Genomic DNA, 24,160 nt, shown 5'->3' on the forward strand with positions numbered 1-24,160 from the left:
CCGCGGCGTGCGGAACCAGCCTCGTCAGCGGTCCAGCCCGGCACTGACCAGCACGAGCATCCCGCTCACGGCGGCCAGGGCGCCCAGCGCGCAGATGGTGTTGAACGCCGCCGCTCCGAGCTGCCGCCGGCCCCGGGCGAAGAGGATACCGGCAGTAATCCACGCCGCGGCCAGGACCAGGACGGCCAAGGGGCCGGCGGCGAAACCCGCAGTGTTTTCCGCCCAGCTGGGCAGCCGGAACGCTGCCCGCTGCGTCCAGAAAAACCACAACACCGGGGCGGCGCAGAGGTAAAGCACGTTAAAACCCACCATGAGCGCCCGGGTGCCGCGGCGCAGGCCCTGCGGCACACGCTCCCGTGCTGGACCAAAACCGCCTGAAACAGCCACTATGCTCTTCCCCCTGACACTCCCTGGCTTCCCGCCGCCAAGACTTCGGGATAGAGCCTAAGGCCCCCGGCCCCGGTTTCCCTGCAGGGCCGTGTCTGCCGTCTGCGCCGTTTCTTTGGCATGCTTAGGGGTATGTCTAATCGTGCCGGCCAGCGTGCCGAACCTTCCGACCTTGTAGATCTCACTGCGCTTTTGGACGCCTATTACGACGTCGTCCCGGATCCAGCCAACGTTGCACAGCGCGTGGCGTTCGGAACCTCCGGGCACCGGGGCTCCTCCCTCAACGGTGCCTTCAATGAGCAGCACATTGCCGCCATTACCCAGGCGATCGTGGAGTACCGCACGTCGGCGGGCATCACCGGACCGCTGTTCATGGGCAAGGACACGCATGCACTGTCCGAACCGGCACAGAACACGGCACTTGAGGTCCTGGCCGCCAACGGCGTGAACGTACAGATCGACGCGCGCAACGGGTTCACGCCCACCCCCGCCGTCAGCCACGCCATCCTCCGGCACAATGCCACCCGGACCGAGCAGGCCGACGGCATTGTTGTCACCCCGTCACACAACCCGCCCGCGGACGGCGGCTTCAAGTACAACCCGCCCACCGGCGGGCCGGCCGGTTCCGATATCACCAACTGGATTGCGGACCGCGCCAACGAGCTGCTGGAAAACGGCCTGGCCGGCGTCCGCCGCATCCCCCTCGGCGAAGCGCGCCTGGCGGACTCGGTGGGCACCTATGACTTCCTGGCGCACTATGTGGAAGACCTCCCCGCGGTCCTGAACCTCGACGCCATCCGCAGTGCAGGGCTCCACATCGGCGCCGATCCCCTGGGCGGTGCCTCCGTGGACTACTGGGGCGCCATCGCCGAGCGGCACCACCTGAACCTGACCGTGGTCAACCCCAACGTGGACCCGCAGTGGGCCTTCATGACCCTGGACTGGGACGAGAAGATCCGCATGGACTGCTCCTCCCCGTACGCCATGGCATCCCTGATTTCGCGGGCCGCGGATTACGACATTGCCACCGGCAACGACGCCGACGCCGACCGGCACGGCATTGTCACCCCGGACGCGGGGCTGATGAACCCGAACCACTACCTGGCAACCGCCATCGACTACCTGTACCGCAACCGCTCCGGCTGGAGTTCCGACGCCATGGTGGGCAAGACCCTCGTCTCCTCGTCCATGATCGACCGCGTCACCGCCGATCTGGGCCGGGTCCTGATGGAGGTTCCGGTCGGCTTCAAGTGGTTCGTGCCCGGGTTGCTCTCCGGCGAAGCCGCTTTCGGCGGCGAGGAGTCCGCCGGCGCTTCCTTCCTCCGCCTCGACGGCCAGCCGTGGAGCACTGACAAGGACGGCATCCTGCTGGCCCTGCTGGCCTCGGAGATGACGGCAGTGACCGGCAAGACCCCGTCCCAGCGCTACCGCGAGCTGACAAACCAGTTCGGCGATCCCGAGTACGCCCGCGTGGACGCACCGGCCACCCGGGACCAGAAGGCAGCGCTGGCCAAGCTCTCGCCGTCGGACGTCACCGCCACCACCCTGGCCGGCGAAGAGATCACGGCCCGCCTGACCGAGGCACCCGGCAATGGGGCACCCATCGGCGGGTTGAAGGTGACCACCGAGAATGCCTGGTTCGCGGCGCGGCCCTCCGGTACCGAGGATGTCTACAAGATCTACGCCGAGTCCTTCAAGGGCGAGGAGCATCTGCACCAGGTCCAGGCCGAAGCCAAGGCCATCGTGGACGGCGTCATTTCCTAGGTTCCGTTGCGCAAGCAGAAGGGGTGCACCTGCAGGTGCACCCCTTTCCGCTTTAAACAGCGTGCCTGCCGGTCAGAGGAGCCGGCGCAGGATCCGTTTCTTCAGCCCCGTATAGGGCGGGTATGCGAAGCGGAGGGTATCCAACAGGGTGCCCTTGGTGAAGACCGGCCGCAGCTGGCTGAACGTATCGAAGGAATACCTGCCGTGGTACGCACCGGTGCCGCTGGCGCCCGCACCGCCGAACGGCAGGCCCGGCACGGCCAGCTGCACGGTGCTGGCATTGTGGTTGATGCTGCCGGCCCGCACCCCTTCTTCGAACGCCTTCCGGTCCGCGGCGGAGTCGCTGTACAGGTACGCCGCCAGCGGCACCGGGCGGGAATTGATGAACTTCATTGCCTCCGCCAGGTCCCGGACCTCAAGGACCGGCAGGATGGGGCCGAAGATTTCCTCCTGCATCACCGGCGAATCCGGAGCCACATCCGTGAGGATGGTCGGTTCCAGGTACAGGCTGCCACGGTCGCTGCGCCCGCCGGACAGGACCGTTCCGCTGTCCAGCAGTCCCACCAGCCGTTCCCAGTGCGCTTCATTGACGATCCGGCCCAGGTCCCTGCTCCGGGACGGATCCTTGCCGAACTGTTCCGCAACTGCGCGGACCAGGTGCTTTTTCAGGGCCGGGGCGGCCTCCTGCGTCACCAGGACATAGTCAGGGGCCACGCAGGTCTGCCCGGCGTTGAGCAGCTTCCCGAACACCAGGCGGCGGGCGACGGCGGCCCAGTTGCCGTCCAGCACCACGGCCGGGGATTTTCCGCCCAGTTCCAGGGTGACCGGGGTCAGGTGTTCGGCGGCTGCCTGCAGCACAATCCGGCCCACACGTTCCCCACCGGTGAAGAAGATCGAATCGAACCGTTCCTTCAACAGGGCGGTGCTTGCCTCCTGCCCGCCCTCGACCACGGCCACGGCGGCGGGGTCCACATAGCGCGGCAGCAGGTCCGCCAGCACGGCCGACGTCGCCGGGGCGAGTTCGCTGGGCTTGAGCACGGCCGCGTTGCCTGCGGCCAGCGCTCCGACCAGCGGTGCCAGCACCAGCTGCACGGGATAGTTCCAGGGACCGATGATCAGCACCACGCCCAGCGGCTGGGGTTCGGTCCGGGCCGACGCCGGCTGCAGCCCCAGCGGGACCGGAACGCGTTTGCTGCGGACCCACTTTTCCAGATACTTCAGGGCGTGTTCAGCTTCGGCCCGCACCAGTGAAAGCTCAGTGACGTAGCTTTCCAGCGGATTCTTGCCCAGGTCTGCTGCGAGTGCCTCCGCCAGGTCCTGTTCCCGTTCAGCGAAGAGACGGACCAGTCCCTGGAGCTGTTCCCGCCGCCAGGCCAGCGGCCGGGTACGCCCGGAATCAAAGGTTTCCCGCAGGCGGGCCAGCACTGTGGGAACGGCACCAACGGACGCATCAGGCGAGAACGCAGAAACCATTTCGCTCATGCCCGGGTGCTTCCGTTTGCTGCGGCGTCCGGGGCTGCCGGTTTGCGGCCGGTGAAGTGGTCCATGGATTGGTACACCTTGAAGACCCGTCCGGCCACCACGTCCCATGCCGGCTGCGGCAGCACATTGCGCAGGGCACTGCCCAGGGCCACTGTCCACGGCAGCTGGAGGCGCGCCTTCCCGGCGAGGAGTGCCTCCCATGCCTTGTCCACCACGTGCTGCGGTTCCATCAGCGGCGTCAGCAGCGGCCCCCGGGCACCTTCAAACATTCCGGTCTTGATGTAGCTGGGAATCAGCGTGGTCACGGCAACATGGCCGTTGCCGGACTCGGCCAGTTCCAGGCGCAGCGAGTCGCTCCAGCCAATTACGGCCCACTTCGACGCGGTGTACACACTCATTTTCGGCACGGACAGCGTGCCGGAGGCGGAGGCGACGTTCAGGATGCGCGCCGGTGTGCGGCGCTCGATCATGCCGGGCAGGAAGGCACGGGTCACCTGCATGGGGGCGAGCGTGTTGACCTGCATCACGGCATCAATGTCCGCCTCCGGTGCGTGTTCCCAGAAGTACTTGCCGCGCACGATCCCGGCATTGTTAATCAGGATGTCCGGAACGCCGGCCTCCCGGATGACCCGCTCGGCTGTGGCCGTAATGTCCGGCAGGGAGGCAACGTCCACCGCGTAGGGGTAAATGGCGGATCCGCCCAGTCCTCGCAGTTCCCCGGCGGTGTCGGAAAGGGCCTGCGCATTGAGGTCCCAGAGCACCACCGCCGCCGCCCCTTCGCGCACGGCGCGCTCTGCGTAGAGGCGTCCCATGCCCATGGCTGCCCCGGTGATGAGGACTACTCGTCCTGAAACTGAAATGCCCATGCTGCTCCATCGTCTGATCGGTTTAAACCCGAGACCGTCAACCACCCTGCGCTGCTCTACGGTGGTTCGTATGCAACGTAACATCCCGGCAATTCGGGATGGTTACAATCTTGCCTAAACACCCCTCCCCGGAAGGCACCCCCATGAGCAGATTCGGCACGGACTGGACCCTTCACGGAGACGGTAAAACCATCCGGCCGGGCACCTATGTGGCTCCCGAGGAGCGGCTGAGCTGGCCGCGGACCATCGGCATCGGTTCCCAGCACGTGGTGGCCATGTTCGGTGCGACGTTCCTCGTGCCGCTGCTGACCGGTTTTCCGCCGGCCACCACCCTGCTGTTCTCGGGCATCGGCACCATCCTGTTCCTCATCATCACGGCGGGCAGGGTCCCCAGCTATCTGGGTTCCAGCTTTGCGTTCATTGCTCCGATCGGGGCAGCCACCAACGCGCACGGCCCCGGCGGAGCGCTGGGCGGCATCATCATGGCCGGTTTTGTCCTGTTCCTGGTGGGCCTTGCGGCGCAGGTTGCCGGAACCCGGTGGATCCAGGTCCTGATGCCGCCGGTGGTCACCGGCACCATCGTGGCGCTGATCGGGCTCAACCTCGCCGGGTCGGCGCGGGACAACTTTGAGCGGGGACCGCTGACCGCCACCGTCACTGTGGTGGTGATCCTGCTGACCACCGTCCTGTTCAAGGGGTTCCTGGGCCGGTTGTCGATCCTGGTGGGCGTAGTGGCGGGCTACATCACCGCAATGCTCCAGGGCGAGGTGGACTTCCAGGCCATCGGCGATGCGGCCTGGATCGGGCTGCCCGAATTCATGACCCCCACCTTCCATTTCTCGGTGATCGGCCTTTTCGTTCCGGTGGTCCTGGTGCTGGTGGCGGAGAACATCGGGCATGTGAAGTCCGTGGCAGCGATGACCCGCCGCGACCTGGACCCGTATGCCGGCCGGGCCCTGATGGCCGATGGCCTGGCCACCATGCTGGCCGGGTCCGGCGGCGGTTCCGCCACCACCACCTATGCGGAAAACATCGGCGTCATGGCCGCCTCCCGGGTGTACTCCACGGCTGCGTACTGGGTGGCCGGCATTGTCGCCATCCTGCTCAGCCTGTTCCCGAAATTCGGCGCGATGATCGCCACGGTTCCCGGCGGCGTGCTGGGCGGCGCCGGCGTCGTCCTCTACGGCATGATCGGCATCCTGGGCGTGCGTATCTGGGTGGATAACCGCGTGAACTTCTCGAACCCGATCAACCTCTCCACCGCGGGGCTGGGCCTGATCATTGCCATCGCGAACTTCACCTGGATTGTGGGCGGGCTGGAATTCGGCGGCATTGCGCTGGGCACCGGAGCCACCCTGATCGCCTACCACGGCATGCAGGCGATTGCCCGCTGGCGGGGAACCGATCCGGACGAGCCGCAGGAGGATGCCGGGGCCAAGCCCAGCAGGCTCGGCTAGTCAGGCTCCTTCCAGGACCTGGCGGGTGGCCCAGGCAACGTACTTGGCGGCCTGGTCCATGGCGTCCTGCGGCCGCTGCACCACGTCCAGCAGGCTCACGGCCGCCACGATGCCGTATTCCTGCAGTTCGTCGGGGGTGAGGGTGATCCTGCCCGCGACGGCAACCACGGGGATCCCCGCGTCCCGTGCGCGGGCCGCAACGGCCAGGGGTGCCTTGCCGTAGCGGGACTGGGCGTCCAGTGAGCCTTCCCCGGTAAGCACGAGGTCGCAGCGGGTGAGCGCTGCGTCGAGTCCGGTGAAGCTGCTGAGCAGTTCAAAGCCGGGATTCAGTGATGCCTTGGTAAAGGCCAGGAACCCGGCGGGGAAACCGCCTGCCGCGCCGGCACCGGGGATGTCGACGTCGATGCCGGTGGCGGACTGCAGCAGCCGTGCCCAGTTGCCCAGCGCCTCTTCGAGGACCGCCTGCGCCTCGGCATCGGCACCCTTCTGCGCACTGAACACCGCTGCCGTGCCTTCCGGCCCCAAGAGCGGATTCGTCACGTCGGCGGCGATCCTAAGATCCACTTCGGCCAGCCGCGGGTCCAGGCCGGAAGCATCCAGGGATGCCGCACGCAGCAGGCCCGCTCCCCCGGGAGGTACGGGCATTCCCGTATCGTCGAGGATCCGGATTCCCAGTGCAGCCATCGCGCCGGAACCGCCGTCGGTCATGGCCGAACCACCGATACCCAGGATGATGGTGCGCGCTCCGGCGTCCAGGGCTTCGAGAATCAGCTGGCCGCTGCCGTAGCTGGTGGCCGCCAGGGCAGCCTCGGGAGTGGGATCCAGCAGGGCCAATCCGCTGGCCCGGGCGGTTTCAATCAGGGCAGTGTCTTCGGTGAGGGCCCAGACTGCCGTGACCTCCCGGCCCAGCGGTCCCGTGACCCGGGCGGTGCGGGACTGGGCACCGGCGGCCAGTGCGGCGTCCAGGGTGCCCTCGCCTCCATCCGCCACGGGAACCGCGGTGACGTCGGCGTCCGGGTAGACAGCCAGCACGCCTTCTCCCATGGCTGCGGCGGCCTCCGCCGCGCTGAGGGAACCTTTGAATTTGTCCGGGGCAATGACTACGCGCATGCCTCCATCCTGCCAGCCGGGACTGACAGGGCGGACTAGGTAGTTGCTACCGCCACTGCCCGCGGTTCTTGAGGACGTCGATCAGGATGTCCGAACGGTCCGAGACGATCCCGTCCACGCCAAGGTCCAGCAGCATGTTCATGGTCGGGGCGTCATTCACGGTCCAGACATGCACCTGGATTCCGGCGCGGTGGCAGCTGCGGACAAAGCCCGGTGTCACCACGCGGATGGGGCCGAAGCGGAGCGGAACCTGGACGCATTGGAACCGGCCCAGCCGGGCCAGGAATCCGGCCACGCCCAGCGGTGCGAGCAGGCGCAGCGCGGCGGTGAGGGCGCTGCCGGCGGAGCTTGCGGCGGTCCGGTCCAGGCGGCGCAGGGTGCGGAGCCGGCGGAGATCGGAAAAGGAGGCCACGAGCACCCGGTCATGCGCGGAGTGCTTTTCGATCAGTGCGGCCAGCAGTGCTGATCCGGCGGCGTCCTTGACGTCGACGTTCAACCGCATCTGCGGCCATTCGGTCAGGAGTTCCTCAAAGGTCGGGATCCGCTCCGCCCCGCCCACCAGTACGTCATTGAGTTCTTTGCGGGTGAGCTGGCTGATTTTTCCCGCCACGCCCCCCGAAAGACGGTCCACGGTTTCGTCGTGGAAAGCCATGAGGACGCCGTCGCGGCTGGTGCGCACATCCGTTTCCAGATAGCTGATCCCCAGCTCCGCAGCGGCGCGGAACGCCGCGAGCGTGTTCTCGAAACCGTCGGGGGAAAAGCCGCGGTGGGCCAGCGCGATGGGTGCCGGCGAGGCTTCCGGGTTCGCTGTCGCCTGGTCCCGGGGAGCACGGAAGTATGGATAAGTTGCCAACACCTTCGTACCTTACCAAGGCCCGGGCGGCCCGGCGGACGCTTCCTGTCCGGGCGCACCGGCCTAGAATTGCAGGACCGCAACCGGCGCCCCCAGCCGCCGGAGTAGCCCGGGGAGGCCCAGTACCGTGCCTGTTACACCTCCCGCTCGCCCGCGCTTGGGGGTATTGATCCTCGGGCCGCTGCACTGGCTGCTGGGAAGCACCGTCCGGTCGCCCGCCACACTGGTCTTCATTGCCTGCTTCTGGATTCTGGGGGCACTCACTTCCTCGCTCCGCCGTGGGCCGGAGGGAACACTGCTGGACTGGGTCACCGTTTCGGCACAGACCCTGCCGGGAAATCCGGCGGCCCTGGTCCTGTGTTGCCTTTGGGCCGGCGGGCCGGCCGGATATATCGGCGGCACACTCCTGGCAGTACTCGCAGGATTTCCCGCGGAGCGACTGCTGGGCACCGGCCGGTTCCTGCTCGCCGGGCTGGGCGGACAAATCGCCGGGCTGGTGCTGACCACCGGGTTCACCTATCTGACCAGTGCATCCATTGGGACCTGGTCCCGCGCCCTCGTCTCCGAATCCTTCAGCGGACCGGTGGCCTTCCTCGCGGCGGCGGTTGCGGCGGCAAGCGCCTGGCTCGGGACCCTGTGGCGGCGCCGGCTGCGGGTATTGCTGTTCACGCTGCTGATCCTGCTGGCGCTCTATGGCGGAAGCTTCGCGGACCTGACGGTCCTCGGGGCCGCCGCAGCCGGGGCATTCGCGGGCCCCTGGCTGGCGGGACGCCGGCCGGCCGTTCCACGCCGGCTGGTCACCAGCCGCCGGGAGGCGCGGGTGCTGGTGGCACTGACCGTACTGGCCTCCGCCGTCGGACCCGTCATCAGTGCCCTGAGCAGTGAACCCGTTGGGCCGCTGTCCATACTGCGGTACCTGTTCACTGACGTGGAAGTGCGGACTCCGGCGGAGTTCGAGCAGCTCTGCGGAGGTGCCGAGGATTCCGCCCGGTGTGTCGCCGCCGGCATCCAGCTGCGCGCCGGGCCTGCCGCGTTCTTCCTTGCCACCCTGCCCCTTGTCCTGCTGGCAGTCTTCGCCGCCGGGCTGCGGCGCGGGCGGCGGTTCGCCTGGTGGGCAGCCCTGTTGCTGCAGGGTGCCATGACCGTGTTGGCCGGAATCCGGATCGCCCGGCTGCTGGCCGGTGAGGGAACCGCCGTCTTGGCCGCCGGCACCGGAAGTTCCATCGCCCTGGTGCTGCCCATGGCCGTCCCGCTGTCCGTGTTGGTATTGCTGGCCTTTACCCGCGGACTCTTTCCTGTCTGCGCTCCCCCCGGGACCTACCGCCGGGTCGCGGGTGCAGCCGCAGTGGCGGCCCTCATCCTCGCGGCGCTCTACCTCGGCGGGGGCCTCCTGAACCGAAACGGTTTTTCCCCGCCCGCAACGCCGGGCCTGCTGGCCGCGGACCTGCCCGGGCGTTTCCTTCCGGTCCTGGAGGTGAGCACCCGGGCTCCAGGGCTGGTGCCGGAGAGTCTTCCTGCCGTCCTGCTCTACGAAGGTGTGGGGGTGCTTTTCTGGACCTTTACCTGCGTCCTGCTGCTGCGTTCCTTCCTGGTTCCGCCGTACAGTGCCGCCACCGCGGACAGGGACCGTGCCCGGGCCTTGCTCACCTCCACCGGCGGCAGCACCATGGCGTGGATGACCCTGTGGCCGGGCAACAGCTACTGGTTTGCCCCCGGCGGGGGTTCCTACGTTGCCTACCGGATGGACCTCGGCGTTGCCCTGACCGTCGGGGAGCCGGTGGGACCGCGGGAGGAACTGCGCAGTACCGTCGAGGGCTTTGCCGCGTTCTGTGCCGCAAGCGGCACCACCGCCTGCTTCTACTCCGTGGGAACACAGGTGCGGGACTACAGCTGCGCGCTGGGTTTTTCCTCGCTGCAGGTGGCCGAGGAGACCGTACTGCCGCTGGGCTCCCTGGCCTTCAAGGGCAAGAAGTTCCAGGACCTCCGCACGGCCATGAACCAGGCCCGCAAGCAGGGGATCCGCGCGCGGTGGATCAGCTATCCCACCGCCCCGCTGGCGGTGAAGGACCAGCTCTACGCCATTTCGGAGGAGTGGGTGGCGGATAAGAACATGCCGGAAATGGGCTTCACGCTGGGCGGCCTGGAGGAGCTCGATGATCCGGAGGTGCGCTGCCTGCTGGCCGTCGACGAAGACGGCACCGTTCATGCAGTGACGTCTTGGCTGCCGGTCTACCGGGATGGAGCGGTGGTGGGCTGGACCCTGGACTTCATGCGCCGCCGGGGCAGCGGCTTCCGGCTGGGGATGGACTTCCTCATCGCCTCGGCGGCACTTTCACTGCAGGAGGAGGGCTACGCCTTCCTCAGCCTGTCCGGTGCGCCGCTGGCGCGGGCGCAGGACCAGGACGACGACGCCGGGGAATCCCCCGTCATGGACCGGCTGCTGGACCGGCTTGGGGAAACCCTGGAACCGGTCTACGGGTTCCGGTCCCTGCTGGCCTTCAAAGCCAAGTTCAACCCGGACTATGTGCCGTTGTACATGACCTATCCCGACCCCGCCTCCCTCCCGGCCATCGCCAACGCGCTGGCCCGGGCTTATGTCCCCGGCCTGTCCCTGGCACAAGGGCTGACCCTCGCCCGCCGGATCGTGGACCGCACCGGATGAGGGCGCCGTACCGGATGACGGAGCCGGTCAACCCGCCGCCCGGAGCGGCCGACAGGTGGCGGCAGCCGTGATGTCACTGTCCCTGATCGACGGGATCCTCCCGGCCGTACTCCTGGCCCTGGGGGTGGCGGCGCTCCTGTGGCTGGCACTGGCCGGAAGGAGGCTGGGTCTGCCCACCTTTCTGGTCTGTTGTGTGGTCGCAGCGGGAAGCACGGCAGCGCTGTCTGTGCTCGCCGAAGGTATATTCCACTGGTGGAATGCTTCCCTGCCGCGGATGCTCTACGTCTACAGCGCCCTGGCGGTCCTGGGCTTCCAGCTGGCCTTCCGGCTGGTGGCAGCTCCGGGAGCCCCGGCCATCCGCCGTGCCGCCGGAGTCCTGGCGGCGCTTGCCCTGCTCGCCGCGCTGGCCTGCACCGTCAACCTGGCGTACGCACAGTACCCCACAGTGGGCTCCCTCCTGGCCCCGCCGTCGGCCACCGATGATCCGTTTCCCCGGCCGGCCGCCACGGGTGGTCCGGCCGCCTCTGAACGGAGCTGGACACCGCCGTCGGACCTGCCGGGGGAAGGCAGGGTGTACCGCACCGAAATTCCGGCCACGGCGTCCGGATATGCGTCCAACCCGGCGCTGATCTACCTACCCCCGGCCTATCTGGCCGCACCAGGTGCCGTTACCCTGCCTGTGCTGGTCCTGGTCCACGGCCAGCCGGGATCCCCGAACGACTGGCTGGTCAGCGGACGCATCACCGAAATGATGGATGGTTTTGCTGCCCGGAACTCCGGCCTGGCACCGGTTGTTGTGATGCCCGATCTCAGCAATGCAGCGAATCCGGACTGGCCGTTATGCATGGACACGTCCGTCAGCGACTCGGCGGCCTATCTGGCCCGGGATCTTCCGGCCTGGGTGCAGGAGCAACTCGGTGCCGGAACCGCGGCACCGGATCAATGGGCCATCGCCGGCTATTCCTTCGGTGGCACCTGCGCCGTGCAGCTGGCCGCGAACCACCCGGAGACCTACCCAACGTTCCTGGACATCGCCGGCGAAAACGAACCTACTGACGTGGATGGGCATCAGGCACTGCTGGACACCTACTTCGGTGACGAGGCCCGCGCGTTTGCAGCACAGAACGCCGTGGACCGGTTCGGCCGGATGTCATTTCCCGACCTTGCCGGGATCGTCGTCGTCGGCCGGGAGGACAAGGTCTATGCACCGGAAGGCCGGGAGGTCTATGCGGCGGCGCGGGCGGCAGGCGTGGACGTCCAGCTGCAGGAACTGCCGGGCGGCCACTCCTGGCAGGTCTGGCGGGCCGGGCTGGAGAACAACCTGGACTGGCTGTGTTCCCGGCTTGGCATACTTGATCCATGAGCTCCGACCCCGTGCAACAGCCTTCCACCGCCGCAAACAAGCTGCGGCGCCTGCTGCGCACGGTCACCCGCGCGACGTCCCCGCATGTGACCCTGCTGCTCATTCTCGCCGTCGGCCTGCTTCCGGCGCTGGCCCTGACCCTGGTGTCTGCCGAAGTCTACGATTCAGTGACGGACGAGGACGGCATTGCCGGGCTGGACCGGCCGGCACTCGAACAGGCCCTGGAACTGCGCAATCCGGGGCTGGATTCGGCCGTCACCGGTTTCACGAATCTGGCCGGCACCCTCGGCATGCCGATCATTGCCGGGGTCATAGTGCTCGTGATGTGCCTGCGCTGGCGTTCCTGGACGCCGCTGATCCTCACGGCAGCCGCGGCTGCCGGTTCACTGCTGATGACGGTTTCCGGAAAGGCCCTGATCGGGCGCACGCGGCCGGACCTGGCCGACGCCGTTCCGCCCTACGAGTCCTCCGCCTCATTCCCCAGCGGGCACACCCTGAACTCGATAGTTATCGCGGGAATCCTCGCCTACCTGGTGGTCCTGCACGTGCATAAGCGCTGGGCGAAGGCAGCCGCCGTCCTGGTGGCAGCGGCCTTCACCTGTGCCGTGGGCCTGAGCCGGGTCTACCTGGGCCACCACTGGCTGACGGATGTGCTGGTGGCCTGGACGCTCGGCGCGGCCTGGCTGGCCGTGGTGATTACCGCACACCAGCTCCTGAGGAGGCTTCCCGAACATCGAGCAGCTGTTCCAGGATCACCGCGACGCCGTCTTCCATAAAACCCGGCGCGGTGTAACCGGCGGCCCTGCGTGCGGCAGGGTGCCCCGAAGCCATGGCGTAACCCCGTCCGGCCCAGTCCAGCATCGCGATGTCGTTGGGCATGTCACCAAAAGCAACCGTGTCCGCCGCGTTGATCCCCTTCCGGGCGGCGTAGCCGGCCAGGGTCACGGCTTTGTTGAGTCCGGGCCGGGACATCTCCAGCAGCGGCATCCGCGGCGCGGAGTGTGTGGTCTCCACCAGGTCCGCGACGACAGGTGCCACCCGGCGGAGGAACTCGTCCGGGGAGATGTCCTGCGCCCGGGCGAGGAACTTGGCCACGCCCGGCTGGCCTGCGAGGGATTCCTCCAGCGGGCCGGGCACTATCCCGCCCAGGAGCGAAACGGAACCGGCCTCCGCGAAACCTTCCTCCAGGTGGATGCCCTCCACCGTCTCCGCCGCAAAATGCGCCCGTGGAAACAGGTCCCGGATGATCCGGGCGGCTGCAAACATCTGGTCAAGCGGCAGCAGGCTGGTGGACAGGACCTGATCCGCCGCGAGGTCGTAGGTGATGGCGCCGTTGGAGCAGATGACCGTGCCCTCATGGCCAATCCGGTCCCGCAGCGGGTCCAGCCAGCGGGGCGGGCGTCCGGTGACGAAAACGACGTCGATTCCCGCCTCGATGCAGGCCCGGAAAGCCTTCACGGTGCGGTCGCTGATGCTGTTGTCCGCACCAACGATGGTGCCGTCCATGTCACTTGCTACCAGCCGTACCGGCCCCCGCTGTTCCCGCATGCCATCCAGCTTACTTGCGGCGGCGGCGGGAGCGGCCAACTGTGCCGGGCCACCCGCTCCCGCCGGCTGCAGGAACGCTACTCGGCGGGGATTTCGGCGGTGCAGACCATCCTGGCACGCGCCAGAGTGTGGGTGAAGAGCGCGAAGCCCAGGGCTGCCGGGCTGGCATCCGCCGGGACATCCAGTTCCTCCGTATCCACCGCATGGACCACCACGAAGTAGCGGTGCCGGCCGTGTCCTGCCGGCGGAGCAGCGCCCACAAAACCCGCAAAACCGGCGTCGTTGGCCAGCTGCACGGTCCCGGCCGGCATCCCTCCGGTGTTGGCTGCATCGGAGGGCAGGCCGGTGACCGAGGCCGGAATGTTGAAGGCAGCCCAGTGCCAGTAGCCGCTGGCGGTCGGCGCGTCGGGGTCATACATCGTGACGGCAAAGCTGCGGGTCTGCTCCGGGAACCCGGACCAGGTCAGCTCGGGGGAGGCATCCTTGCCGTCAGGCACACCCATTTTGGCGCTGTACTGGGCCGGTGCGAAGGTACCTCCGTCGCTGAATTCCTCGCTGTCGACGGTGAATGCGGGCACCTGCGGGAGTGCCTCGTACGGGTCACGGCTTTCCACTGTTTTCCTTTCGGGATGGTTACTGAGCAGGGGGCCGCCGCTGCGGAGAGCGGCGGAACTTGGGAAGGGCGGAGCCGGGACGGCCGGCTCAGGGAACTTCACTGCGGTAGGGAGGGTTGGCCCCCGCGCGTGAGACGGTGACAGCTGCGGCCCGGGCGGCGAAGGAGAGCAGGTCATGGACGTCGCCGGAGCTGATCCGTGCAAGGTCGCTGCGCCGGGCACCGCCGTCGAGCTCCCGGTCCATCAGGCCCACCAGAAGCGCGGACATAAAGGAATCCCCCGCGCCCACGGTGTCCACCACACTGACCGTGGGTGCCGCTACCTCGTATTCACCGGCCGCGGCCACCGCCCACGGTCCCTTCGACCCCCGGGTAACCACTACCAGGGAGGGTCCTGCCGTCAGCCACTGCCGGGCCGATTCCTCGGCGGACTGGTCCGGATAGAGCCAGCGCAGGTCTTCATCGGAGGCCTTGACGACGTCGGCCAGTGCGACGAATTTCTCCGCCTGTTCCCGGGCGTAGGAGGCATCGGTGATGATGGTCGGCCGGCAGTTCGGATCGTACGTGATGGTGCAGCCGGGCCGGGCCTCTTCCACGGCTCGCAGCACGTGGCTCGAGCCGGGCGAGAGCATGGCCGCAATGGACCCGGTGTGCAGCATGGTGGTGCCGTCCAGCAGGGAGGGCAGATCCAGGCCGGGCAGCGTCCAGTCAAGGTCAAAGGTGTAGCGGGCGCCGCCTGCCGGATCCAGCACGGCCGTGGCCACGCTGGTGGGAAGCTCATCGGCCTCGAAGGCGGTCAGGACGGAATTTGCGCGGAGATGCTCGGCGATCATCGCCCCGTAGGTATCCGATCCGAAGCGGCCCACAAACTGCACCGGCCTGCCCAGCCTGGCCACGCCCACAGCGACATTCAGCGGGCTGCCGCCGGGGTGAAAACGCCGCGGAGCGGTATCGCTGACTACTTCATCAACAAGGGCTTCCCCAATAACTGTAAGCACACTGCCAACCTAACAGAGCCGTCTTTCGGTTTCCTTAAAGGACAGGGATTCCGGCGGCCTCACAGACCACCTGGACGACGGCGTCCCACGCCTTGGTGCCGGGGGTGATCATGGCGAAGTGGTCGCCGGGGATCATCCGCAGCTGTGCAGGTGATCCGCTGGCCCGGGCGGCATCCACCCAGCTGCTGGAGGAGCTCAGCGGCACCGTGGTGTCCTCTTCACCGTGCAGCGCCCAGACCGGAACCGGCAGCGGCAGGGAGTGCATCGGGTCGGCATCCCGGTAGCGCTGTGGATTCGATTCCGGCGGACAGCCCAGGAAATTCCGTACCGCGCCGTCACTGAGTCCCAGTTCGTGGGCCTCGCCCAGGTTCAGGACCCCGGAGGAGCTCACGACGCCGGCCAGTGTGACGGGCGATCCGGTCCGCCCCGCAGCGAGCACGGCCAGATGGCCCCCGGCGGAGTGGCCCTGCAGGACCACCCGGGAGAGGTCGACGTCGTACTCCCGTGCAGCCGGCGCGAGGGCGTCGATTCCGGCGCAGACGTCCTCGAAGGTCTCCGGCCAGCCGCCGCCGTTCCCGGCCCGGCGGTATTCCAGGTTCCAGGCAGCAAACCCGCGGGCCGCCAAATCCACGGCCAGCGGCCGGCCAAGCTCCGCATCGTAGGCCGAACGCCAATAACCGCCGTGGATGATGACCACCACTGCACGCGGTGCGGCACCGCCCTCCGGAAGGGTGAGTTCGGCGTACTGGTCCGGGTGCGGACCATAGGGAATGCGCACTGCGGATGCCGCCATGACCATTCATCTCCTCGCTGGGGCTTAATCTGGGATGGAGCCTATCGGCACCTTGGGGAATTGCCCTGCCATAAGCTGTCGGCAGGCAGGGGAAAGGAAACAGCTTTTGAGCGCGTGGGACACACTGGATGAGCGGCTGCGGCCCGTGGTCCAGGCCAGCACCGATGAATACGCCCGGGTCCGCCCGGGGTTGGAGGCGGTCACCGCAGAGATGGAAGCCAATCTCCGCGCTGTCTTTGACGACAGTCCGGTGAAACCGCTGTTTGTCGCCTCACGCACCAAGACCGTGGAGTCCTTCCGGGATAAGGCCTCCCGGATGCTGCCGCCGGAACACCCCGGGGAGCTGCCCTCCCTGCTGTTCCCGGATCCGCTGCGCAACCTGACCGATCTGGTGGGCCTGCGCATCATCATGACGCTGCCGCACGAAGTGGATGAAGCCGCGAACCTGATCAAGCGCCAGCGCGCGGAGTTTGACTGCCGCGGCGACCGCGAGAAGGACATTGGCTCCATTGAGTCCGGCACCTACGGCTATTCCAGCCGGCACCTGATCCTGCGGACCATCCAGAATGACACCGTGCGGGAATTCCACAAACTACTGGACCCGGACCGGCCCAACGGCAGCTACCTGTTCGAAGTGCAGATCCGTACCGTGCTGGCCCACGCCTGGTCCGAGATCGAGCACGATATTCGCTTCAAGGCCGGCGATCCCCGCGCCTGGAGCCCGTACTTTGACCGCCAGTTCACCGCCACCGCCGCCATGCTGGAGACGGTCGAAACGGCCTTCGCCGAGCTGCACGAACGCTACGAGACCGTCACCGGATTCTGGGACGAGGAAGGCCAGGGCAGCGCCCCGTTGACCCCCAACCGGATCCGGGACATTTGGATGACCCTGCTGCCGCACGTGAACCGCAAGTCCGGCGATGACTGGGGCTGGGCCGCGGAAATGCTCTCCGCACACGGCATGAAGACCACCATGGACCTGGCCGGGCTGCTGCAGGCCGACGCCATCACCAAGGTCCGCGCGGCCCTGGACCACCGGTACTCCCCCGGGCCGGACCGTCTGCTCGATGACCTGCTGCTCTGGCGTTTCGGCAAGAAGCACATCGATCTGACGGCCGAGCCGGAGGACGCGCCGGCCAAACCCCGCCGGGAGTCACTGGGCCGCCGCTACCGGTTGATGCAGCTGTACCGGGCGCGGGAAGCGGAACTGGGAAACTCCTAGCGCTCCAGCCGCTGCCGGATGACTGGACGGGAAGCCTTGCCCGGCACCGCCCCGCGCGCATAGTTTTGCCCCGTGACACTTTCAGCCCAGTCCGCACGGCGGATGCGCGGACAATCGCAGCTGCTGGGCGGTTCGGACCTGGCTCCAGCGGACGTCGTGCGCCGTACTGTCGCACTGCAGGGCCAGGACCTGCCCGCCGTGCTCCGGGCCATTGCCATCCGCTCGCGTCCCGGCACCACGGTCCAGGATGTCCGGGATGCGTTTGACCGCGGCGAGCTGGTGCGCAGCTGGCCGATGCGCGGCACCCTCTTTGCCACCACCCCGGAACATCTCGCGACACTGCTGTCCTTCACCGCGGAGCGGACCCGCAACATGGCTGCCCGGCGCCGGGCCGAGCTCGGCCTCGACGAAGCAGTGCTTTCGCGCGGCCGGGAAACCCTCCGGGAGGCCCTGGGCCTGCGGTCGATGCGCCGGGCCGAGGTTATGGAGCTGTGGTCAGGTGCGGGCATCGAGACGGCTGACGGCCGCGGATACCACCTGCTGATGCACCTCTCGGTCGAAGGTCTGGCGCACTGGGGACCGTTTTCTCCGTCCGGTACCGAGCAACTGCTTACCCTCACGTCGCCCGGCGCCGCTGCTGACCCTGCCGGCGCCGAACTCTCAGCTGTGTTGCGCGGCTTTGTGCTGGCGCGCGGTCCGGTGACCGAGGCGGATGTGGCGTGGTGGACCAAGCTGCCCAAAACCGTGGTGCGTAAGGCTGCAGCCGGGGTCGAGGACCTGGTCCAGGTGGAAGTCGACGGCACGCCGGCGTGGATCATCGGCGATCCGGAGATCCCGGGTCCGTCCGGTGTAACCCTGGTGCCGGCATTCGACGAATGGATCCTTGGTTATGCGGACCGTTCATTGGTCGCCGGCCCGGCCATGCTGGCGGCAATTGTCCCGGGTGGCAACGGAGTCTTCCGCCCGGCAATCCTGGACGACGGCGTGGTGGTGGGTACCTGGCGGCTCCCCCGCACCTCGCGGGCCACCCCGGAACCGGTCATCGATCTGGTGGAACGGATCTCCCCGGCCAAACAGAAGGCCGTGGCGCAGGCCGTCGCCGACTGGCCGCACGGCTGACGCGGGCCTTCCGGGTCAGGCCGAAGCCCGCCGCACCAGGCGGACGGGCGGCAGGGCCGGGTCCGGCTCCCCACTGGCCCCCGCCCCGTTCTCCGGCAGGTCCTGCGCCACATCCACCGATGCCACCGCCATCCGCGCAAACCGCTGCCCCAGGGAGCGGGCATCCACCGACACGGTGGTCAGCGGCGGCACTGCCAGCGACGCCAGCGGAATGTCTTCGGCCCCAATCACCGCGAGGTCCCGTGGTGCCGTCCGGCCGTTTGCCGCCAGGCCGGCCAGCAGCGCGAAGGCGTGTTCGTCGTCGAACGCGCAGGCCGCGGTCACCGGCTCCGGCCCATCGAGCCAACGGGCGACGACGTCGGCGGCCTCCCCTGCGTCCAGGCCCAGCCGAGCGACCACCGGGGGCGGAAGCCGAAGCCGCGCGCACGCGTCCGCGATGGCGGCCAGCCGGACGTCCACCCGCCAGGCGTAACCGGACTCCGGCGGCACCGCCACGCCGATCCGCTGATGGCCGGCGTCGGCCAGGTGCTGTACCTGCCGCGCACCGATGCCGAGGTCCGGCGCCAGGGGATCATCCTGGGCCTGGTGCAGGGACGCAACCCGGATACCGGCGTCCGCAAGGGCGGCCAGTTCCGGCTCCGGGAGCGGAGTGACGAGGATCAGAGCCGCCGGGGCCAGCGAATGCACCAGCGAGACGGCTCCGCCCTGCCGGGGCAGCCGGTGCGCCACCAGCCGCAGCCCCTGCCGTTCGACTTCCTCGGAAGCGGCGTCAATCAGAATCGCCAGCGCCCGGCCCAGCGGTTCGGGCGGCAGCAGCATCAGGACCAGGTCGCTGCGGCCGCGGCGCAGGGTGCGGGCAGCGGTCGACGGCGCGTAGCCCAGGTCCCGCGCGGCGGCCAGCACCCGGTCCCGCGTGGCCGCCGAGATGCCCTGCCCGGTACGTCCATTCAGCACGTAGCTGACGGTGGCACGGGAGACCCCTGCCGCCTGCGCGACGTCGGTGGACGTGACCCTGCGGTTCATTGACGTCCCTTTCGCCTTTGCCGCTGGCAGCCCGTCCAAACACGACGGCGTCAGCCCTTATCCATTGGAGATTTCTCCGGTAGTCTGACGATACAGGCAACTTACACGTGTAACCATCGTGGCGAGCTGCCGGTACCGGCGGCCGCAGATTACGGCCGCTGCCCCGATCGAAAGGACCGGTTCGTGGCCAATTCGCCCATCACCGCCCAGAACACCGTCCAGCAGTGGCTCGACCACCCCGCCGGCGGCCCCGCCATCCGCGGTTTCCTCGCGCAGGCTGGAAGCGACGAGAACACGCTCGGCCCCGCCCTGACCATGAAGCTGCAGCAGCTCGTTGACCTCAGCCAGGGCAAGTTTCCGCAGGCTGCCGTGGATGAACTCGTGAAGCAGGCCAACGGCGGCGTGATGCCCGAGATCGCCGAAACCGTCCTCCCGACCGTTGAGGGCCGCTTCGCAGGCCGCACCGTGATCGTCACCGGCGCCGGTTCCGGCATCGGCCGCGCCACTGCCGGCCGCATTGCCCGCGAAGGCGGCCGCGTGATTGCCGTCGACATCGCCGAAGGCCGCATCAAGGAACTCGCCGAAGAACTGGGCGAAGCCATTGTTCCGGTTGCAGGCGACCTGACCGACGCCGCTGCCATCGACCGCATCATGGCCGCTTCCGGCTCCAAGATTGACGGCCTGGCCAACGTGGCCGGCATCAATGACGACTTCTCCCCGCTGCATGAGGTCTCCGATGCCATGTGGCAGAAGATCTTCGCCGTCAACGTGGAGGGCGTGATGCGCCTGACCCGCGCGGTGCTGCCGACCATGCTCGAAGCACGTAAGGGTTCGATCGTGAACATCACCTCCGAAGCCGGCCTGCGTGGCTCCGCCTCGGGCGTGGCGTACACGGCCTCGAAGCACGCCGTCGTAGGCATCACCCGCAGCACCGCGTTCATGTATGCCAAGGAAGGCATACGTGTAAACGCCGTAGCTCCGGGCGGCGTCGCGACCGGCATTCCGATGGGCGGCAAGACCAGCGAGTACGGCGAGGCCCGCCTCGGCCCGGCCCGCGTGAACATTCCGGGCCTGGCCTCGGCGGAGGACCTCGCGGCCTCCATCACGTTCCTGCTCAGCGATGACGGCGTAAACATCAACGGCGCCATCCTGCCCTCCGACGGCGGCTGGTCCGCGGTCTAATCCCCGCTGATCCGCCCGGTTATCCAGGCGCACGACGGCGGCCGGTGCCTTCCCTACGGAAGGTGCCGGCCGCCGTCGTTGTTTTCCGGTCCTGCGATGGTCAGAACCGGTGGACTGCCAGCTCTTCCGCCGCCTCAAAACCATTCCGCACGTAGAAGTTCTTCGACGCCGGCGAGGGCGAAGTGACCACCCGCGCTGCCCCGATCCCCCGCGAATACTCAAGTGCCGCCGTCAGCAGCGCGCTGCCCACACCCGAATTGCGGTGCGGGGGCAGCACGTAGGCGTTGGCCACATAGGTCCAAAGTGATGCCGGTTTGCCCGGCTTCGGCATGCGCTCGAAGATCGACAGGTTCAGCATGCCGATCAGGGGCCCGCCTGCCTCCGCTTCGGCGACGAAGAACGTGCGCGGGTTGGCTGCCAACCAGAGGCTGAACTCCTTGACGAAGCCTGCATCAACCGGGCTGTCCCCGCCCGCCTCGGCCGCCCACACCGCCCGCAGGCGCGCCAAGGCAGGGACATCCAGCGGAGTGGCTTCACGGATCAGTGTTCCTTCACGCATTGCGCCACCCTACAACGACGGCGGCCGGCGCCTCCCCGAAGGAAGGCACCGGCCGCCGTCGTACGTTCTAAAAAGCCCTTAAACGCCCGAAACCGCTGCGGCGAGCTTGTTCAGCGAATCCTCGAGGTCATCCTTGGACACCATCGGGAAGGAAACCTTCTTCAGGGTTTCCTTATCGGTGACGTGGGACCAGTCGTAGGTCAGGGTGACCTCGGTGGAGTCGGCGCCCTCGGCCTGCAGTTCCCAGACCCACTGCCAGCCCTTGGGCTCGGTGCCGGCCGGGGCGGTCTGCCAGGCCAGCAGCTTGTTGTGGTCGTACCCCGTGACGTGGTTTTCCGTCTGGTAGTCGCCCATTTTTTCGTTGTGCATGTTCATTTTGAAGACCTGGCCGGAAGCCGTAATGCGGTCGGTCTTCTCGTCCGAGACCACCATGCCGGAGCCGTCCAGCTCGTGGTGGCGCTCGGGGTTGGACAACAGGTTGAAGATGTCGGCTGCCGAGGCGTCGATGACCCGGGAAACTACAAGGCTCGTCTGATCAGTGGTCAATGAACTCTCCTTCGATGGATGGATCGTACTTTTTCCACGGCACCCATTCCCTCACGGGCGGCGCCGAAGCGTATGCGTACCGCGCCTGGCTGGCCGCAAAACCTAGCCGGGCGTGTCCTGCTCTGCTTCCTGCAGGTTCCAGCCGGTGATGTACGGCGGATCCTGCCCTTCGTCGCGGGTGTACTGCCGGGCACGTGCCCGTTCGTCCTGCAGATGCTGCCGGAAGGACGCCTGCGTCGATCCCAACGACGCTACCCGGTCCAGCACATCGATGGCCAATTGGAACCGGTCGATCTGGTTCAGCATGGCCATGTCGAACGGCGTGGTGGTGGTGCCTTCCTCCTTGTAGCCGCGCACGTGCAGGTTGTCGTGGTTGGTACGCCGGTAGGTCAGGCGGTGGATCAGCCAGGGATAGCCGTGATACGCGAAAATCACCGGGCGGTCCTGTGTAAACAGGGTGTCGAAATCCCTGTCGGACAGCCCGTTCGGGTGCTCGCGCGGATCCTGCAGGACCATCAGGTCCACCACATTGATCACCCGGATCCTCAGGTCCGGCAGCTGTTCCTTCAGCAGTGCCGCGGCAGCCACGGTTTCCAGGGTGGGCACGTCGCCGGCACAGGCCATCACGACGTCGGGGTCCGTCCGGGTGCCGGGGCCGGAACCTTCGCTGCCGGCGAAGTCCCAGATCCCGATGCCGCGCTCCACGTGCAGCAGCGCCTGCTCCGGATCCAGCCAGACCGGGGCCGGCTGCTTGCCGGAAACCACCACGTTGACCCGGTCCCGGCTGTCCAGGATGTTCCCGGCCACGGCCAGCAGGGTGTTGGCGTCCGGCGGCAGGTAGACCCGGATAACGTCCGCCTTCTTATTCACCACGTGGTCAATGAAGCCGGGGTCCTGGTGTGAGAACCCGTTGTGGTCCTGCTGCCAGACGTGGCTGGAAAGCAGGTAGTTCAGCGAGGCGACCGGCTGGCGCCAGCTCAAGCTGCGGCTGACCTTCAGCCACTTGGCGTGCTGGTTGAACATGGAATCCACAATGTGCACGAAGGCTTCGTAGCAGTTGAACACGCCGTGCCGCCCGGTCAGCAGGTAGCCCTCCAGCCAGCCCTCGCACAGGTGTTCGCTGAGCACCTCGGCCACTCGGCCGCTGCGGGCCAGATGCTCGTCCAGTTCGTCGATGCGCTGCTGCCAGGCCTTGTCGGTGACGTCGTACACGGCCTGCAGCCGGTTGGAAGCGGTCTCGTCCGGGCCGAAGATCCGGAAGTTGGACGGGTTTTTCCGGATCACTTCGCGCAGGTAACCGCCCAGGTTAAACATCGGGCTGACCCGCTCCGAGCCGGGATGGTCGATTTTCACCGCATGGTCTGCGTACTCCGGCAGGTGCAGGTCCTGCAGCAGGCGCCCACCGTTGGCATACGGCGTCGCACTCATCCGCAGGTCTCCCTCCGGGGCCAACGCGGCGATTCCTTCTACGAGCCGGCCCTCGGCGTCGAACAGTTCCCCGGGACGGTAGGACTGCAGCCACTCCTGCAGCTGGGCCAGATGGCCGGGGTTGTCGTGGATCTCGGACAGCGGTACCTGATGCGCCCGCCAGGTGCCCTCGACCTGCAGTCCGTCGACGACGGCGGGACCGGTCCACCCCTTGGGTGAGCGGAACACAATCATCGGCCAGCGCGGCGCGTGCTGCTCCATTGCACCGGCACCGGGGACATCCGGCGGTGCCGCCGTTTTTTCTCCGGTGCGGTACGGCTCCTGGATGGCGGTGATTTCCGCCAGGCAGGTCTCCAGCACGGCGGCAAAGTCCTCGTGGGCCTGCCGGACGGCATGGGGGTCCTCCACGGTCACTACATAGGGCCGGTAGCCGTAGCCTTCGAGCAGTTTCAGCAGCTGTTCTTCGGGCATCCGGGACAGGATGGTGGGGTTGGCGATCTTGTAGCCGTTCAGGTGCAGGATTGGCAGCACCGCCCCGTCCACCGCCGGGTCAAGGAAGCTGTTGGAATGCCAGCTGGCGGCCAGCGGACCCGTTTCGGCCTCGCCGTCGCCAATCACCGTGGCCGCCACCAGGTCCGGGTTATCGAAGACCGCACCGTACGCGTGGGCCAGGGAGTAGCCCAGTTCCCCGCCCTCGTGGATGGAGCCGGGCGTTTCCGGTGCCGCGTGGCTGGGAATGCCGCCGGGGTAGGAGAACTGCCGGAACAGGGTGCGCAGCCCTTCCTCGTCCCGGCCCACATGGCTGTAGATCTCCGAGTAGGTGCCTTCCAGCCAGGCATTCGCCACATTGGCGGGACCGCCGTGCCCGGGGCCGGTAATAAACAGGACGTTCCGTTTCTGCTCACGGATCAGCCGGTTCAGGTGGGCGTAAATGAAGTTCAGGCCGGGAGTGGTGCCCCAGTGGCCCAGCAGCCGGGCCTTGACGTCGGCTTTCTCCAGTGGGCGGCGCAGCAGCGGATTGTCCCGGAGGTAGATCTGCCCGGCGGACAGGTAGTTCGCGGCCCGCCACCAGGCATCCACCCCGTCCAGGGCACTGTCGGGGTGCGGCTCGGTACCGGGAATGCGGTTCGGCGTGGTGGCGCTGGTGTCAGTCATCTCGGGATCCTTTCCAGCCGGTGTCGCTGT

At 67.6% G+C, this 24,160-nt stretch carries 21 protein-coding genes; 8 read left to right on the top strand and 13 right to left on the bottom strand.

Translation table 11 applies throughout. From position 1 onward, the window contains the following. Positions 1-24 precede the first annotated feature (24 nt). Positions 25-387 (bottom strand): hypothetical protein, encoded by a 363-nt coding sequence (locus QNO03_RS11430; protein ID WP_289603383.1) that lies wholly within the window; start codon positions 385-387, stop codon positions 25-27. Positions 388-519: 132 nt separating this feature from the next. Between QNO03_RS11430 and pgm the strand changes: the two genes are divergently transcribed. After that, the gene (gene pgm, locus QNO03_RS11435; RefSeq protein ID WP_229945744.1) at positions 520-2,151 is read left to right on the top strand and encodes a phosphoglucomutase (alpha-D-glucose-1,6-bisphosphate-dependent); all 1,632 of its coding nucleotides are present in this window, start codon (positions 520-522) and stop codon (positions 2,149-2,151) included. A gap of 72 nt (positions 2,152-2,223) precedes the next feature. Here pgm and QNO03_RS11440 read toward each other — a convergent pair whose 3' ends face one another. Next, on the bottom strand, positions 2,224-3,633 hold the full coding sequence (locus QNO03_RS11440) for an aldehyde dehydrogenase family protein (RefSeq protein ID WP_289603384.1): 1,410 nt from the start codon (positions 3,631-3,633) through the stop codon (positions 2,224-2,226). Next, the gene (locus tag QNO03_RS11445; protein WP_289603385.1) at positions 3,630-4,499 is read right to left on the bottom strand and encodes an SDR family NAD(P)-dependent oxidoreductase; all 870 of its coding nucleotides are present in this window, start codon (positions 4,497-4,499) and stop codon (positions 3,630-3,632) included. The genes QNO03_RS11440 and QNO03_RS11445 overlap by 4 nt, the downstream gene beginning before the upstream one ends. A 143-nt stretch (positions 4,500-4,642) precedes the next feature. Here QNO03_RS11445 and QNO03_RS11450 point away from each other — a divergent pair, with 143 nt between their 5' ends. Continuing rightward, on the top strand, positions 4,643-5,956 hold the full coding sequence (locus QNO03_RS11450) for a uracil-xanthine permease family protein (protein ID WP_289603386.1): 1,314 nt from the start codon (positions 4,643-4,645) through the stop codon (positions 5,954-5,956). Here QNO03_RS11450 and QNO03_RS11455 read toward each other — a convergent pair whose 3' ends face one another. Next, positions 5,957-7,066, bottom strand: a complete 1,110-nt coding sequence (locus tag QNO03_RS11455) for a glycerate kinase (RefSeq protein WP_289603387.1) — start codon at positions 7,064-7,066, stop codon at positions 5,957-5,959. A 46-nt stretch (positions 7,067-7,112) separates the two neighbouring features. Continuing rightward, positions 7,113-7,922, bottom strand: coding sequence for a glycerophosphodiester phosphodiesterase family protein (locus tag QNO03_RS11460; RefSeq protein WP_502874580.1), 810 nt, complete (start codon positions 7,920-7,922; stop codon positions 7,113-7,115). Between the two features lie 124 nt (positions 7,923-8,046). On the opposite strand from QNO03_RS11460, the gene QNO03_RS11465 reads away from it, so the two are divergent. The 3 genes from QNO03_RS11465 (at position 8,047) to QNO03_RS11475 (ending at position 12,720) form a co-directional block, all read left to right on the top strand. Then, positions 8,047-10,581, top strand: a complete 2,535-nt coding sequence (locus QNO03_RS11465; RefSeq protein WP_289603389.1) for a bifunctional lysylphosphatidylglycerol flippase/synthetase MprF — start codon at positions 8,047-8,049, stop codon at positions 10,579-10,581. 70 nt (positions 10,582-10,651) lie between these two features. After that, positions 10,652-11,944: an alpha/beta hydrolase gene (locus QNO03_RS11470; RefSeq protein ID WP_289603694.1), complete on the top strand. Its 1,293-nt coding sequence runs from the start codon at positions 10,652-10,654 to the stop codon at positions 11,942-11,944. After that, positions 11,941-12,720 (top strand): phosphatase PAP2 family protein, encoded by a 780-nt coding sequence (locus QNO03_RS11475; RefSeq protein WP_289603390.1) that lies wholly within the window; start codon positions 11,941-11,943, stop codon positions 12,718-12,720. The genes QNO03_RS11470 and QNO03_RS11475 overlap by 4 nt, the downstream gene beginning before the upstream one ends. Here the strand turns inward: QNO03_RS11475 and QNO03_RS11480 are convergent. The 4 genes from QNO03_RS11480 to QNO03_RS11495 all read right to left on the bottom strand — a co-directional run bounded on the left by QNO03_RS11480 (position 12,641) and on the right by QNO03_RS11495 (position 15,896). Next, positions 12,641-13,492, bottom strand: coding sequence for an HAD family hydrolase (locus QNO03_RS11480; protein WP_289603391.1), 852 nt, complete (start codon positions 13,490-13,492; stop codon positions 12,641-12,643). The genes QNO03_RS11475 and QNO03_RS11480 overlap by 80 nt on opposite strands. Positions 13,493-13,569: 77 nt before the next feature. After that, positions 13,570-14,106: a YbhB/YbcL family Raf kinase inhibitor-like protein gene (locus tag QNO03_RS11485; RefSeq protein WP_289603392.1), complete on the bottom strand. Its 537-nt coding sequence runs from the start codon at positions 14,104-14,106 to the stop codon at positions 13,570-13,572. 88 nt (positions 14,107-14,194) lie between these two features. After that, complete coding sequence (locus QNO03_RS11490; protein WP_289603393.1) at positions 14,195-15,103, bottom strand: carbohydrate kinase family protein; 909 nt, start codon at positions 15,101-15,103, stop codon at positions 14,195-14,197. Positions 15,104-15,137: 34 nt separating this feature from the next. Next, the gene (locus QNO03_RS11495; RefSeq protein ID WP_289603394.1) at positions 15,138-15,896 is read right to left on the bottom strand and encodes an alpha/beta hydrolase family protein; all 759 of its coding nucleotides are present in this window, start codon (positions 15,894-15,896) and stop codon (positions 15,138-15,140) included. A gap of 106 nt (positions 15,897-16,002) precedes the next feature. Between QNO03_RS11495 and QNO03_RS11500 the strand changes: the two genes are divergently transcribed. Both QNO03_RS11500 and QNO03_RS11505 read left to right on the top strand, forming a co-directional pair. Further along, complete coding sequence (locus tag QNO03_RS11500) at positions 16,003-17,118, top strand: GTP pyrophosphokinase (RefSeq protein ID WP_229945769.1); 1,116 nt, start codon at positions 16,003-16,005, stop codon at positions 17,116-17,118. 72 nt (positions 17,119-17,190) lie between these two features. Continuing rightward, positions 17,191-18,237, top strand: a complete 1,047-nt coding sequence (locus tag QNO03_RS11505; RefSeq protein ID WP_289603395.1) for a winged helix DNA-binding domain-containing protein — start codon at positions 17,191-17,193, stop codon at positions 18,235-18,237. A 15-nt stretch (positions 18,238-18,252) separates the two neighbouring features. Here QNO03_RS11505 and QNO03_RS11510 read toward each other — a convergent pair whose 3' ends face one another. Then, positions 18,253-19,260 carry a LacI family DNA-binding transcriptional regulator gene (locus QNO03_RS11510; protein ID WP_289603396.1) on the bottom strand — a complete coding sequence of 336 codons (1,008 nt, stop codon included), beginning with the start codon at positions 19,258-19,260 and terminating at the stop codon, positions 18,253-18,255. A gap of 183 nt (positions 19,261-19,443) precedes the next feature. On the opposite strand from QNO03_RS11510, the gene QNO03_RS11515 reads away from it, so the two are divergent. After that, positions 19,444-20,442, top strand: a complete 999-nt coding sequence (locus tag QNO03_RS11515; protein WP_289603397.1) for an SDR family NAD(P)-dependent oxidoreductase — start codon at positions 19,444-19,446, stop codon at positions 20,440-20,442. Positions 20,443-20,542: 100 nt separating this feature from the next. On the opposite strand, the gene QNO03_RS11520 is transcribed toward QNO03_RS11515, so the two are convergent. The 3 genes from QNO03_RS11520 to QNO03_RS11530 form a co-directional block, all read right to left on the bottom strand. Then, the gene (locus tag QNO03_RS11520) at positions 20,543-21,001 is read right to left on the bottom strand and encodes a GNAT family N-acetyltransferase (protein ID WP_289603398.1); all 459 of its coding nucleotides are present in this window, start codon (positions 20,999-21,001) and stop codon (positions 20,543-20,545) included. A gap of 78 nt (positions 21,002-21,079) precedes the next feature. Beyond that, positions 21,080-21,547, bottom strand: a complete 468-nt coding sequence (locus QNO03_RS11525) for an SRPBCC family protein (protein ID WP_229945779.1) — start codon at positions 21,545-21,547, stop codon at positions 21,080-21,082. A 102-nt stretch (positions 21,548-21,649) separates the two neighbouring features. After that, entirely contained in the window at positions 21,650-24,130 is a 2,481-nt protein-coding gene (locus QNO03_RS11530; RefSeq protein ID WP_289603399.1) for a phosphoketolase family protein, read from the bottom strand. Between the last annotated feature and the right edge of the window lie 30 nt (positions 24,131-24,160).

Source organism: Arthrobacter sp. zg-Y877 (genome assembly GCF_030373105.1).
In the GTDB taxonomy this organism is placed as follows: domain Bacteria; phylum Actinomycetota; class Actinomycetes; order Actinomycetales; family Micrococcaceae; genus Arthrobacter_B.

Coding starts and splice junctions, on each gene's coding strand:
- QNO03_RS11520 (WP_289603398.1), bottom strand. CDS start 21,001: ATGCGTGAAGGAACACTGATCCGTGAAGCCACTCCGCTGGATGTCCCT.
- QNO03_RS11470 (WP_289603694.1), top strand. CDS start 10,652: ATGTCACTGTCCCTGATCGACGGGATCCTCCCGGCCGTACTCCTGGCC.
- QNO03_RS11510 (WP_289603396.1), bottom strand. CDS start 19,260: ATGAACCGCAGGGTCACGTCCACCGACGTCGCGCAGGCGGCAGGGGTC.
- QNO03_RS11440 (WP_289603384.1), bottom strand. CDS start 3,633: ATGAGCGAAATGGTTTCTGCGTTCTCGCCTGATGCGTCCGTTGGTGCC.
- QNO03_RS11450 (WP_289603386.1), top strand. CDS start 4,643: ATGAGCAGATTCGGCACGGACTGGACCCTTCACGGAGACGGTAAAACC.
- QNO03_RS11475 (WP_289603390.1), top strand. CDS start 11,941: ATGAGCTCCGACCCCGTGCAACAGCCTTCCACCGCCGCAAACAAGCTG.
- QNO03_RS11455 (WP_289603387.1), bottom strand. CDS start 7,066: ATGCGCGTAGTCATTGCCCCGGACAAATTCAAAGGTTCCCTCAGCGCG.
- QNO03_RS11445 (WP_289603385.1), bottom strand. CDS start 4,499: ATGGGCATTTCAGTTTCAGGACGAGTAGTCCTCATCACCGGGGCAGCC.
- QNO03_RS11530 (WP_289603399.1), bottom strand. CDS start 24,130: ATGACTGACACCAGCGCCACCACGCCGAACCGCATTCCCGGTACCGAG.
- QNO03_RS11480 (WP_289603391.1), bottom strand. CDS start 13,492: ATGCGGGAACAGCGGGGGCCGGTACGGCTGGTAGCAAGTGACATGGAC.
- pgm (WP_229945744.1), top strand. CDS start 520: ATGTCTAATCGTGCCGGCCAGCGTGCCGAACCTTCCGACCTTGTAGAT.
- QNO03_RS11495 (WP_289603394.1), bottom strand. CDS start 15,896: ATGGCGGCATCCGCAGTGCGCATTCCCTATGGTCCGCACCCGGACCAG.